The organism is Pseudomonas sp. IT-P294 (genome assembly GCF_949767865.1).
In the GTDB taxonomy this organism is placed as follows: domain Bacteria; phylum Pseudomonadota; class Gammaproteobacteria; order Pseudomonadales; family Pseudomonadaceae; genus Aquipseudomonas.
On sequence record NZ_CATKQW010000033.1, the window covers coordinates 455934 to 469298 of the forward strand.

Genomic DNA, 13365 nt, shown 5'->3' on the forward strand with positions numbered 1-13365 from the left:
GTTGGCCGCTGGACGGTCAATCAGGCTGCTGATTAAAGCGTTGACGATGTATGGTTAAATAGCTGACCGACCATTCCCAAAACGAACCGGCAGGCTTGACAACGCACAGGCTGAAACGTATGTTTCAAACAAGTGTTTGTCAGGCGGAGTAGCCATGGCCCAGTCGGAAACCGTTGAACGCATTCTTGATGCTGCCGAGCAGTTGTTCGCGGAAAAAGGTTTCGCGGAAACCTCTTTGCGCCTGATCACCAGCAAGGCCGGTGTCAATCTGGCGGCGGTGAACTATCACTTCGGATCGAAAAAGGCGCTGATTCAGGCGGTCTTTTCGCGTTTTCTCGGCCCGTTCTGCCTGAGCCTTGATAAAGAGCTCGAGCGCCGTCAGGCCAAGCCTGAAAACAAGCCGACGCTTGAAGAGTTGCTCGAAATTCTTGTCGAGCAGGCGCTCGTCGTGCAGCCACGCAGTGGCAACGATCTGTCTATTTTCATGCGGTTGCTGGGCCTGGCTTTCAGTCAGAGCCAGGGCCACTTGCGACGTTATCTGGAAGACATGTACGGCAAGGTATTTCGCCGCTACATGATGCTGGTTAACGAAGCCGCGCCGCGTATTCCACCGATCGAGTTGTTCTGGCGCGTACATTTCATGCTCGGTGCCGCGGCTTTCAGCATGTCGGGGATCAAGGCGCTGCGAGCGATTGCCGAAACCGATTTCGGCGTCAACACCTCCATCGAGCAGGTCATGCGCTTGATGGTGCCGTTCCTGGCCGCTGGCATGCGCGCCGAAACCGGCGTCACCGATTCGGCGATGGCCACCGCGCAGTTACGCCCTCGCAGCAAATCAGCCCCGGTTGCCGCCAAGGTTTAACCGCACACGGGTGGGCGGGGCAGCTGACATCCGCTAAGCTAGCCGCCCATGCCGACTCTCGTTCTGAACCCGCTCCCGATTGATATCGCCGTCCCGCCGGGCACCGCCCACGGCGGCGATTATGTGCGAGCCGGACTCATCGTTTTCAAGGAATCTCTATGACTGCTGGCCTGCAAGGCTCGTTGATGGTGGACGTCGCCGGTACCTGGCTGACGGCCGAAGATCGCCAATTGTTGCGCCAGCCCGAAGTGGGCGGCCTGATCATTTTTGCCCGCAACATAGAGCACCCACGCCAGGTGCGCGAGTTGAGCGCCGCGATTCGCGCCATCCGCCCCGATCTGCTGTTGGCGGTAGACCAGGAGGGGGGGCGGGTTCAGCGTCTGCGTCAGGGGTTCGTCCGGCTGCCGGCCATGCGCGCCATCGCCGACAACCCGAACGCCGAATACCTGGCCGAGCAGTGTGGCTGGATCATGGCGACCGAAGTATTGGCCGTTGGTCTGGACCTGAGCTTCGCCCCGGTGCTCGACCTGGACTACCAGCGCAGCGTCGTTGTCGGTACCCGTTCCTTTGAAGGTGACCCGGAGCGCGCTGCGCTTCTGGCCGGTGCCTTCATCCGCGGAATGAACAGTGCCGGCATGGCCGCCACAGGTAAGAATTTTCGGGTCACGGCTGGGCCGAGGCAGACTCCCACGTCGCTATTCCTACCGACGAACGCAGTCTCGACGAGATCCGCGCCAAAGACCTGGTGCCGTTTTCTCGACTGAGCAAGCAACTGGCTGCCGTCATGCCGGCGCATGTGATTTATCCACAGGTTGATTCCCAGCCAGCCGGTTTCTCCCGACGCTGGTTGCAAGACATCCTGCGTGGCGAGTTGCAGTTCGACGGGGTTATCTTCAGTGATGATCTTTCCATGGCGGGCGCCCACGTGGTCGGCGATGCGGCCAGTCGAATCGAAGCCGCGCTGACTGCCGGTTGCGACATGGGCCTGGTGTGCAATGACCGTGCGGCCGCGGAGTTGGCGCTGAGCGCCGCCCAACGCATGAGGGTCAAGCCGTCGCCGCGTATCGCGCGGATGCGCGGGCAGTCATTCGCCGGCACCGAATACCGTCAAGACCCGCGCTGGCTCGCCGCTGTCGGCGCGCTCAAAGAAGCCCAACTGATTGATTAAGGACTTTTCGTTATGACGGTTTACGCGATTATCGGTGGCACCGGCCTGACTCAGCTCGAAGGCCTGAACATTCGTCAGTCGCTGGCGGTGGACACTCCTTACGGCGCCCCTTCGGCTGAGGTGCAGATCGGTGAGTACGCGGGCAAGGAAGTGCTGTTTCTCGCGCGTCACGGTCACCCGCATCGGTTTCCGCCGCATCAGGTGAACTACCGCGCCAACCTCTGGGCGCTGAAGCAGGCTGGCGCCGAAGCGATCCTGGCGGTCAATGCCGTGGGCGGGATTCACGCGGCGATGGGCACCGGGCATTTTTGCGTGCCGCACCAACTGATCGACTACACCAGCGGCCGTGAACACACCTATTTCGCCGATAACCTGGAACACGTCACTCACATCGACTTCAGCTACCCCTACAGCGAATCACTGCGTCAGCAATTGATTGCGGCGCTGGCGGCTGAAGGCGTTGGCTACAGCGATCAAGGCGTGTACGCCTGCACTCAAGGTCCTCGCCTGGAAACCGTTGCTGAAATCGCGAAACTGGAGCGTGACGGCTGCGACATCGTCGGCATGACCGGCATGCCGGAAGCGGCGTTGGCGCGTGAACTAGAACTCGATTACGCCTGTCTGGCGCTGGTGGTAAACCCGGCAGCAGGCAAGTCCTCGGCGGTGATCACCATGGCCCAGATCGAGCAGGCGTTGCATGACGGGATGGGTAAGGTGAAGTCGACATTGGCGCGGGTATTGGCGGGTTGAATTCCGTCCTGATGAAATGTCCGGCTGCCGTACTGATTTCAAGCGACGTTGATTTATGACGACAATAACCAAGCAACTTCATACGCTTCGTTGGGCAGAAGTGTTCAGTCATCGCGCTCTCGAGAAGGCCCGCAGTTATGCGGATGAGGATCGGGTAACGATCCATCAGATCGACGATTCGATGATTGTCGCATCGTGCGTCGGCTCCAAATCGCAGGTGTATGAGCAAGTCATTGAGCTCTCTGAATCTCTGCAGGGGCAAGAAGAGCTTCGATGCGTTTGTTCCTGTCCTGTCATGTTCAATTGCAAGCACTGCGCTGCAGTTATCTATCACCTGCAAGATCATCACGGTCAACAGCCTGAAAGCGCCGTTCAGGTCCACCTGAATCGCGAATTGGAGCGCTGGCTCGACGCAATTCCTTCTACAGACAAGACGCCCGTTGAGCCGGCGGTGGGGACAAATGCGCGCCTGCTCTACAAACTCAAGGCAACGTCCGTCGCCGGGAAATGGACGCTGGAGGTTTTCAAGGCGCGTCAGCTAAAGGATGGCCGTTTTCAAGACATCAGGTCGATGTACTCGCTGTCGGACACACTCATACGCCAGCCCGGTTACCTGACCGAGTTGGATCTTCGAATCGCCAGGCTGTTAGTCGCCGTTCACTCCCACCACGCCTATTACTCCGGCTACCCCCTGGAAAGCAGCAGTGGCGCCGAACTTATCGAAATGCTGTTGCGAACCTCGCGACTTTTCCTTGATCTCGAACAACCGCAGCCCCTGACGCCGGGAATGAGAAGAGCGGGGCACTTTTCCTGGGCCGAACAAACCAATGGCAGTTTTCGCCCGCAATGGGGCAGTGAAACGGCCCCAGTAGAAACAATTCTGGCCCTGGAGCCCTTGTATTATCTGGATCGCGAGCGGCTGCAAGTAGGGCCGCTATTCAGCGAGCTGGATGACAAACTGGCTTGTCACCTGACTTTGGCTCCGGAAATCCCGGCGGGTCAGGCCATGCAATTCAGCCATCGGATGAGTGCCTCGACGAAAGTTGCTCCACCGCAAAGGCTGACGGAGCGGGTGATCGATGACATTTTTCCCGAAGCGCACCTGACGCTCAATAGCGGCATGCGCTACAAAAACTGGAAGTATGAGCCGGAGCATCGTGCCGCATTGGCGATCACTTACAACGGCCATCCGACGTCGGACAGAAATCCGGAAGTGTTAATCCTTTCCGGGACTGAAACCCAGCGTATACAGCGCAACCCCTTCGCGGAGAAAGCGCTGCGTCAGGCCCTGCAAAAGCATGGTTTCAAAAAGGCCACGCGCAAAAGCAGCCTGGACCGTCCCGGCGAAATGTTCACCCTGGCGGATGACGCAGCCTGGCTTGCCTTTGCGCAGGAGGGGGTTCCGGCGCTGAGGGAGAAAAACTGGCTGATCGAGATCGGCGATAAATTCCACTTTAACGTGCAGCCCGTAGAAGAGTGGTATGCGCAAGTCGAGGAAGAGTCGGGGCATCAGTGGTTTGACCTGCAACTGGGCATCGTGGTCAACGGCGAGCGCCACAGCCTGCTGCCGATATTGCTGCATTTGCTGCGTAGCCAGCCACAGTTGATGGATCCTGCAACTCTGGCCCAACGCAACGATGACGAATTGTTGCTGATTGGCCTGGGTGATGGGCGTTTCGGAGCCAAACCCCATGGCAAAGTCGCGCTGCCCTATGGTCGGATAAAACCGCTTATGGCCACCCTGGGCGAGTTGTACCTGGGGGGGCATCAAGGTGATTCATTGCGTTTGAGTTTGCCGGATGCCGCGCGCCTCAGTGCACTGGAAGGTGTCCCGCTGGTTTGGCAGGGCGGTGAACGACTGCGTAGTTTTGCGAAGCGTCTGCGAGAGTCGAACCATGTTCATGTCTCTGCGCCCGAGGGCTTGAAAGCGACACTGCGGCCCTATCAGCTGGAAGGTCTTAACTGGATGCAAACCCTTCGGGAGCTGGAAGTCGGTGGCATTCTCGGCGACGACATGGGGCTGGGGAAAACCCTGCAAACCCTGGCTCACCTACTGACGGAAAAGCAGGCCGGGCGGCTTGATCGTCCGGCACTTGCCGTGATGCCCACCAGCCTGATCCCCAACTGGCTAGACGAGTCACAGCGCTTTACTCCGCAATTGAAGGTGTTGGCGCTGCATGGCACGGCACGGCAAAAAGACTTTGCCAGCCTGGCCGAATATGACCTGGTGTTGACCACCTACGCACTGTTGTCGCGGGATCTAGCGGTTTTACAGCCTCAGGTCTGGAGTGTGCTGATTCTCGATGAGGCGCAGAACATCAAGAACCCGATCAGCAAAGCGGCTCAGGCCGCCCGTGATCTACAGGCACGTCAACGGCTTTGCCTGAGTGGCACACCGCTGGAAAACCACCTCGGCGAGCTCTGGTCCCAATTTCACTTTTTACTGCCCGGTTGGCTTGGCGACAGCAAAACCTTCAATCGCGACTACCGCACGCCGATTGAAAAACACGGCAACAGTGAGCGGATGCAACATTTGAACGCGCGGATAAAACCCTTTTTGCTGCGTCGCAAGAAAGATCAGGTCGCCACGGAATTGCCGCCCAAGACTGAAATCATCCACTGGGTTGATCTCAGCGATGGGCAGCGGGATGTGTATGAAACCGTGCGCGTGGCGATGGACAAAAAGGTCCGGGACGAAATCGCGCGCAGTGGCGTCGGCCGCAGTCAAATCATCATCCTCGATGCGTTACTCAAGTTGCGTCAGGTCTGCTGCGATTTGCGCTTGATCAACATGCCGATCACGGCAAAGGCTCTTCGATCAGGCAGTGGGAAACTGGTCAGCTTGATGGAGATGCTGGAAGAGTTGCTCAGCGAAGGTCGTAAGATTTTGCTGTTTTCGCAGTTCACCTCGATGCTGGCGTTGATCGAGGAGGAGTTGCAGCAGCGTGGCTACGGTTATTCATTGCTGACGGGTGAAACGACGGATCGGCGGACGCCGGTCAAGGATTTCCAGAGCGGTAAAGTGCCGCTGTTTCTGATTAGCTTGAAGGCCGGGGGTACAGGCCTGAATTTGACGGCTGCGGACACGGTGATTCATTTCGACCCCTGGTGGAACCCTGCGGTAGAAAATCAGGCGACCGACCGTGCCTACAGAATCGGGCAAAACAAACCCGTGTTCGTCTACAAGCTGATTGCCCGTGGCACCGTGGAAGAAAAAATACAGGCGTTGCAGCAGGAGAAGGCTGCGTTGGCAGGGGCGGTGCTTGAGGGCGGGACGACAGGCGGGTTGAAGCTTGAGCAGAGTGATATCGAGGCGTTGTTTGCGCCGCTGCCTGGTCTCAAATCTTGATCAATAGTTTATGAGTGAGGGCCTCTTCGCGAGCAGGCTCGCTCCCACAATGGTTTGATGCTGTCCCCGGTATTGCGGGCAATCCAAATCCAATGTGGGAGCGAGCCTGCTCGCGAATGCAATCTATCAGGCACCGGCGTTTCAGCGCTTCTCCAGCTTGTCCGGCAATGGCGCAAACAACGCTTCGATATCATCGCTCTGCAACTTCCAGTCTCCGGTCTGACGTCCGTCCAGCACGCCGGCCGCCAGATCGGATTTTTCCTTTTGCAGGTGCTGAATCTTCTCTTCCACCGTTCCGCGGGCAATCATCTTGTAGACGAACACCGGTTTCTCCTGGCCGATGCGATACGCCCGGTCAGTCGCCTGGTTTTCCGTCGCCGGGTTCCACCACGGATCGTAGTGAATCACCGTATCCGCTTCGGTCAGGTTCAAACCAACACCACCAGCCTTCAAGCTGATCAGAAAGATCTGACGCTTACCACTCTGGAAGTCTTTCACCGGCGCACGTCGGTCTCGGGTCTGTCCGGTCAGCAGTGCATATTCAACGCCGCGCTTAGTCAGCTCCACTTCGATGAGCGCCAGCATCGAGGTGAACTGCGAAAACAGCAGAATCCGCCGACCTTCCTCAAACAATTCCTCAAGCATTTCCATCAAACTGTCGAGCTTGCCCGACGTGCTGCCGCGAGTGGGCAATACAGCATCGTTGACCAAGCGCAAATCGCAGCACACCTGACGCAGCTTCAGCAGCGCCTCAAGAATGATGATCTGACTGCGCGCCACGCCTTTGCGGGTGATTTCGTCGCGGACTTTCTTGTCCATCGCCAGGCGCATGGTTTCGTATACATCGCGCTGTGCTTCGTTGAGTTCGACCCAATGGATGATTTCGGTCTTGGGCGGCAATTCCGTTGCGACTTGTTCCTTGGTCCTGCGCAACAGGAACGGTTTGATCCGACCGTTCAGATGCTGAAGCCTGATTTCGCTGGCACGCTTTTCGATGGGCACTCGGTAATCGCGGTTGAAGCTTTTGACGTCACCGAGCCAGCCAGGCAAGAGGAAGTGAAACAGCGACCACAGTTCGCCCAAGTGGTTTTCCAGCGGCGTACCACTCAGGCACAGGCGCTGGCGCGCGTTCAACTCGCGGGCAGCATGGGCGGCCTTGCTGTTGGGGTTTTTGATGTATTGCGCTTCGTCCAGCACCAGCACGTGTAGCGGCTGCGCCGCCAGTCGTTCGATGTCTTTGGGCAGCAATGCATAGGTGGTCAGGATCAGGTCGTAATCGGCCAGGGTGTCGAAATGCTTTTTCCGACTGGCACCGTACAGCGCCAGTACGTTTAGCTGCGGCGTGAAGTGCGCCGCTTCATCCAGCCAGTTCGGGATCAGGCTGGTGGGCATTACCACCATGCACGGTCTGTCGAGGCGTCCGGCGATTTTTTCGCTGAGAATGTGCGCCAGGGTTTGCAGGGTTTTGCCCAGGCCCATGTCGTCCGCGAGAATTCCGCCGACTTCCAGTTGCCGCAACGACTGCATCCAGCTCAGGCCTTCGAGCTGATACGGACGCAAGGTCGCATTCAAGCCTTCTGGCGCGGCAGCGGTGTAGTCTTTGATGTCGCGCAGGCGCTGGGCAAAGGTGCGGATCTGCTCGCCGCCTTCCCACAGCAAAGGCATGTCTTCCAGTGGGTTCAGGCGTATGGCATCGGCCTTGCTCAGGCGCAATGTGGTTTCGCCGGGTTCCTGCAGATAAAACTCGCCGAGGGTCGCCAGCACCGGTTTCAATCGGCCGAAGGGCAGGGCGACCTGCAAGGGGCCGTACTCGGAATTCGGGCGATTGGGGATGTTCACCAAAATCAGTTCGTCATCACGACGGCGGGCGAGGCGTTCCGGGTTGAGGATTTCGGTGTGGGAGCGCATCAGGTTCAGCAGGATCGGCAGCAGGCTCAGTCGCTCGCCGTTGACGATGATCCCCAGCTCCAGATCGAACCAGTCGCGCTCCGGCGCCTGTTCAACGGTGGCGTACCAATCGTCCACGGCCGTCAGGTCGAAACCGAAATCTTCGTCGATCTGCAGCTCCCAGCCCTGGGTGCGCAGTTTCGGTAGCTCATTGAGGGTGAAGGTCAGCCAGGCGCTGTCGTTGACCATCTCATAGAGTTCGCCGGCGCTTTCCGGCAAGGCTTTGCTTTGTCGGGTGGCGACTTTGAAGCCAAGAATTCGCAGCTGTTCCCTGTAGGCCTGTTCGACTTCGGGGTGGCGCTTTATCCGCAGCGTCTGGGTTTCCTGACGGATCAGGATGTCGGCATTCTTCTGCCCGCTGACGTACTCATCCAGATAGCTGAACGACAACGCCGCGCGATGCTGGATGTAGCGCTGCATCTTGCCGTTGCGTGGTTCGAAGGCGCTGAACTCGATGCTTGCCAGCCACAGGCGCGGCACCGGTTGCACGTTCTCCACCAGCACTTGTGGCGGCGCCTTGGGGCTACGGTTTTCCAGCACCGCCTGAAGTTTTTCCAGCAGCTCGGCATCTTGCGCGGCGGCGGGGTAGGCCAGGGTTTCCTGAACCTTCAGCAACACCGCCGCGCAATGCTTGCAGTTGCTGTGCACCGGGCATGTGCATGTCGCATCGACCATCAGCAGCGTGGATTTGGCTGATTCGCGCAGGCGAATGGTCTGACGGTAGACGTTACCGCCAGAGCCTTCGCACGCAGCGAGGATCGTTGCATCGCCGGCCTCGACAATCCTGACGCGGTTCTCCAGCGCGTAGCGGCGGCCGCGCTCCAGGCTTTGTTCCTTGAATCGGCTGACCCAGGAAGGTGCCAGGGGTTTGCTCAGGGTCGGGGCCATAAGGACTTCAATCAGTCCGGAATTTCATCGGGGACTGGCCGAGGCGCAGGGACGGTCAGCGAGGTGATCTTGATCAGCATGGCCAAGTGGCCGTTGTCGAGGAAATTCAGCTGGCCGTTCTTGGTGTGACTGTTCTGCTTCAGGCGTTCGCTGGCGGTCACCAGGCCGTTGGCGTCAATCTGGTTGACCCAGAAGTCGGCGTCGACGTCGGTGAAACGCCCCAGTTTCAGGGTCAGGGTGCCTTCGATCGGGAACTGGCCGAACTGTTCCTTGCCGTCGTTGATCGCAACTTTACTGGCTGCTTCGCCCAGGGTCTGTTGCCAGGCCTTGTGCAGCAACACCGTGTATTCCGTGCTGGCGGTGAGTTTTGCCACTTCGCTATTGAGGCTCGGCGTGCGCAAGCTGTCGGGGTTGATGCGTTGGGCGCCGGCAGCCCAGTCTTCGGGTGCGGCTTTGCTGACAATGGCGGGAACGGAGTTCTGCCGGATCAGAATCATTTCAATCTGATACAGGTCATCGGCAAACGCCGTCGGGACGAACGATGTTATCAACACCGTTGTCAGCAAAGTCAGTAAACGAAACAGGCGCATGCGGCGTCCTTCAAGCAGTTTTCGGGATGAGGCATTCAAGCAGCGCCTCTACAGTATTAAAGCGCTCTTGCGGGCTTTCCATCGGGACCATGAATTTAAACATCGTGGCGCCTTCGAATTTGTAGCGTTTGGGCTGGCCTTGAATCAGTTTGATCAGCGTCAGCGGGTCGACCGGTGTTTGCGCCGCAAACTCGATTCGACCGCCTTGCGGGCCGCCATCGACTTTCTTGATGCCCAGCAGTTCGGCCTGCAACTTCAACGCCGTGATGCGCATCAGGTTCTTGGTTGGTTCAGGCAACAGGCCGAAACGATCGATCATCTCCACCTGCAGGTCCTTGAGGCCTTCCTCGTCAGTGGCCGAGGCGATGCGTTTGTAGAGAATCAGTCGGGCATGCACGTCCGGCAAATAGGCTTCGGGAATCAACGCCGGGACTCGCAGGTTGACTTCCGGGCCACCGCCGAGCGGCTGATCGAGGTTCGGTTGCTCGCCCTTGCGGATCGACTTCACCGCGCGCTCAAGCATCTCCATGTACAGCGTGAAACCGACGGCCTGGATCTGACCGCTTTGACCGTCGCCCAGCAGTTCTCCGGCGCCGCGGATTTCCAGGTCGTTGGTAGCAAGGACGAAGCCCGCGCCGAGGTCCTGGGTGTTGGCGATTGCTTCCAGGCGTTTTTCCGCATCCGGGGTGATTTGTTGGCGCGGCGGCGTCAGTAGATACGCGTAAGCCTGGTGGTGGCTGCGACCGACCCGACCGCGCAACTGGTGCAACTGCGCCAGGCCGAACTTGTCGGCACGCTCGATGATGATGGTGTTGGCGCTCGGCACGTCGATGCCGGTCTCGATGATGGTCGAGGCAATCAGCACGTTGAAGCGCTTGTGATAGAAGTCGCTCATCACCTGTTCGAGATCACGCTCGCGCATCTGTCCGTGGCCGATGCCGATCCGTGCTTCCGGCACCAGTTCGGCGAGGTCGGCGGCGCATTTCTCGATGGTCTTCACGTCGTTGTGCAGGTAATAGACCTGGCCGCCACGCAACAGCTCACGCAGCAGGGCCTCTTTGACCGTGCTCTTGTTCTGCTCCATGACGAAGGTGCGCACCGAGAGCCGACGTGCCGGCGGCGTGGCGATGATCGACAGGTCACGCATGCCCGACACCGCCATGTTCAGCGTGCGCGGAATCGGCGTGGCGGTCAGGGTCAGGATATCGACTTCGCTGCGCAGGGCCTTGAGCTGTTCTTTTTGACGGACACCAAACCGGTGTTCTTCGTCGATGATCACCAGCCCCAGGTTTTTGATTTTCACGTCATCCTGCAGCAGCTTGTGCGTGCCGATGACGATGTCGATCTTGCCTTCGGCAAGGTCTGCGACCGCTGCGTTCACTTCCTTGGTCGACTTGAAGCGGCTCATGACTTCCACGGTCACCGGCCAGTCGGCGAAGCGGTCGCGGAAGCTGTTGTAATGCTGCTGGGCGAGCAGGGTGGTCGGTACCAGGATCGCCACCTGGCGACCGCCATGCACGGCGATGAACGCGGCGCGCATTGCAACTTCGGTCTTGCCGAAACCAACGTCGCCGCAGACCAGTCGATCCATCGGCTTCGGCGCGAGCATGTCGGCGCGTACGGCGTCGATGGTGGTTTGCTGGTCTGGCGTTTCTTCGAACGGGAAGCCAGCGCTGAATGTCGCGTAATCGGCTTTCGGGTCTTCGAAGGCATAACCTTCGCGAGCAGCGCGACGGGCATAAATGTCGAGCAACTCGGCAGCCACATCGCGCACCTGTTCGGCGGCTTTGCGCTTGGCTTTCTGCCAGGTTTCGGAGCCAAGTCGATGCAACGGGGCCAGAGCATCGTCGCTGCCGGTGTAACGCGCGATCAGGTGCAGGTTGGCCACCGGCACGTAAAGCTTGGCGCCCTCGGCGTATTGCAGGGTCAGGAATTCGGCGGCCTGATTGTCGATTTCGAGGGTCGCAAGTCCCAGGTAACGACCGACGCCGTGATCGATATGAACCACCGGCGCGCCTTCGCGCAGCTCGGTGAGGTTCTTGATGACCGCATCATTGTTGGCATCGGCGCGTTTTTCGCGGCGGCGGCGTTGCATCACGCGCTGCCCGAACAGCGGGCTTTCGGCGACCAGCGCCAGGGCCGGATCGTCCAGCACCAGGCCTTCGTCGAGCGGCGCGATGGTGATTGCCAGGCGCTCCTTGCTCGCCACGAAGTCCGGCCAGCTGTCGACGGTTTTCGGTCGTAGCTTCAGGCGTTCGAGCAATTCCAGCAGCACTTCGCGACGACCCGCGGACTCGGCGGTGAACAGCACGCGTCCGGGGAACTCGTCGAGGAAGCCGGCCAGCGCCGCCAGCGGCTGGTTGGCCTTGGCTTCGATGGCCAGGTTCGGCAATTCGCGCGCCGGAAAGCGCTCGCGGCCGACACCGGTTTCCACGTCCTGTTGACTGGCCACCACCCGTGGCCAGTTTTTCAGGCGGGCAAAGCAATCTTCCACCGGCAGGAACAGTTCGGCCGGAGGCAATAAAGGACGGGATGGATCGACGCGACGCTCTTCGTAGCGATTACGCACGTCGTTCCAGAAGTTTTCCGCCGCCTGCTCGATGCCCGGCAAGGAGAACACTTGCGTGTCCTGAGGCAGGTAATCGAACAGGGTCGAGGTGTCATCGAAGAACAGCGGCAGGTAATACTCGATACCGGCCGGCGTGATCCCGCTGCTCAAGTCCTGAAAGATCGGGCAGCGCCGGAAGTCGACATCGAAGCGTTCACGAAAGCGTGCCTTGAAGCGTGTGACCGCGTCTTTCTGCAGCGGGAACTCCCGCGCGGGCAACAGGCGAACGGTGTCCACTTTGTCGATGGAGCGCTGGTTTTCCGGATCGAATGTACGAAGCGTCTCGATTTCATCGTCGAACAGATCGATGCGGAAGGGCAGTTTGCTGCCCATCGGGAACAGATCGATCAGCGAACCACGCACGGTGAATTCACCGTGTTCGTAAACCGTATCGACGTAGCGATAGCCGCTGGCTTCCAGTCGGGTGCGCATTTGTTCGACGTCGAGCTTCTGACCGACATCCAGAACGAGGCTGCTGCCGAGCAGGAATTTGGTCGGCGCCAGGCGATGCAGGGCCGTGGTGATCGGTACTACCAGCACGCCGTGGCTCAGTTCCGGCAATCGATAAAGGGCGGCGATACGCTGGGAAATGATGTCCTGGTGTGGCGAAAACAAATCGTAGGGCAGGGTTTCCCAGTCCGGGAAATGCAGCACCGGCAAATCCGGGGCGAAGAAACTCAGCTCCTGTTCCAGCCGTTCGGCACTTTGGCTATCGGCGGTCAGGAGCAGGGTAAAGCGCTTGGCAGCGCTGGCGGCCTCGGCGATGGCCAGGCTCAGGGCGGCACCGGGCAAGTTGCCCCAGTGCTGTTTACCTGCCGCGGCAGGGAGAAGCGGTAGACGCAGAACGGGCACGGAAGGTTGAGCTCCAAGCGTTGCGACAAAGTCGGTAATTGTAGCGGTCCCGGGTGCCGCCTGTCAGTTGCTAGTGTGTCTATTACGCAGGTTTGGCGAAATGTAGTGGTAAAGACAAAATACGGCCGGTTTTTACTCGAAATTGACGATTATGTAGTGGCAAATCGATCGAGTGTTACGGAGGGTTACGGATAAGACAGCGGTATCTCCAAAAAATTGACTGCGCTGAAAGCCGCGGATTTACTGGGCTTTAGCGATGCGTGATTTTTTTGAACAGGAATTTGTTACGGATCGCACGACAGGCGCGCATTGCTACGGGAGGCACTCGGCGGCATAATGTAGCCCCTTTTT

Annotated in this window: 6 protein-coding genes and 1 pseudogene; 4 read left to right on the forward strand and 3 right to left on the reverse strand. The window is 59.0% G+C overall.

The annotated features are described in order from the left end of the window. Positions 1 to 154 precede the first annotated feature (154 nt). The 4 genes and pseudogenes from ACM6I0_RS21095 (at position 155) to ACM6I0_RS21110 (ending at position 6129) form a co-directional block, all read left to right on the forward strand. Complete coding sequence (locus ACM6I0_RS21095; RefSeq protein WP_090182102.1) at positions 155 to 862, forward strand: TetR/AcrR family transcriptional regulator; 708 nt, start codon at positions 155 to 157, stop codon at positions 860 to 862. Between the two features lie 158 nt (positions 863 to 1020). After that, positions 1021 to 2030 (forward strand): annotated as a pseudogene (nagZ, locus tag ACM6I0_RS21100) (beta-N-acetylhexosaminidase). Positions 2031 to 2042: 12 nt separating this feature from the next. Then, entirely contained in the window at positions 2043 to 2780 is a 738-nt protein-coding gene (locus tag ACM6I0_RS21105; RefSeq protein WP_285435756.1) for an S-methyl-5'-thioinosine phosphorylase, read from the forward strand. 55 nt (positions 2781 to 2835) lie between these two features. Then, positions 2836 to 6129 carry a DEAD/DEAH box helicase gene (locus ACM6I0_RS21110; protein ID WP_285435755.1) on the forward strand — a complete coding sequence of 1098 codons (3294 nt, stop codon included), beginning with the start codon at positions 2836 to 2838 and terminating at the stop codon, positions 6127 to 6129. A 141-nt stretch (positions 6130 to 6270) separates the two neighbouring features. Here the strand turns inward: ACM6I0_RS21110 and ACM6I0_RS21115 are convergent, their stop codons facing one another. From ACM6I0_RS21115 to mfd, 3 genes are read right to left on the reverse strand one after another with little or no spacing between them, the layout of a single operon-like run. Next, positions 6271 to 8964, reverse strand: a complete 2694-nt coding sequence (locus ACM6I0_RS21115; RefSeq protein WP_285435754.1) for a DEAD/DEAH box helicase — start codon at positions 8962 to 8964, stop codon at positions 6271 to 6273. 11 nt (positions 8965 to 8975) lie between these two features. Then, complete coding sequence (locus tag ACM6I0_RS21120; RefSeq protein WP_285435753.1) at positions 8976 to 9554, reverse strand: CsiV family protein; 579 nt, start codon at positions 9552 to 9554, stop codon at positions 8976 to 8978. Positions 9555 to 9564: 10 nt separating this feature from the next. Beyond that, positions 9565 to 13014, reverse strand: coding sequence for a transcription-repair coupling factor (gene mfd / locus ACM6I0_RS21125; RefSeq protein ID WP_285435752.1), 3450 nt, complete (start codon positions 13012 to 13014; stop codon positions 9565 to 9567). Positions 13015 to 13365: the final 351 nt, after the last annotated feature.

Coding starts and splice junctions, on each gene's coding strand:
- ACM6I0_RS21095 (WP_090182102.1), top strand. CDS start 155: ATGGCCCAGTCGGAAACCGTTGAACGCATTCTTGATGCTGCCGAGCAG.
- ACM6I0_RS21105 (WP_285435756.1), top strand. CDS start 2,043: ATGACGGTTTACGCGATTATCGGTGGCACCGGCCTGACTCAGCTCGAA.
- ACM6I0_RS21110 (WP_285435755.1), top strand. CDS start 2,836: ATGACGACAATAACCAAGCAACTTCATACGCTTCGTTGGGCAGAAGTG.
- ACM6I0_RS21115 (WP_285435754.1), bottom strand. CDS start 8,964: ATGGCCCCGACCCTGAGCAAACCCCTGGCACCTTCCTGGGTCAGCCGA.
- ACM6I0_RS21120 (WP_285435753.1), bottom strand. CDS start 9,554: ATGCGCCTGTTTCGTTTACTGACTTTGCTGACAACGGTGTTGATAACA.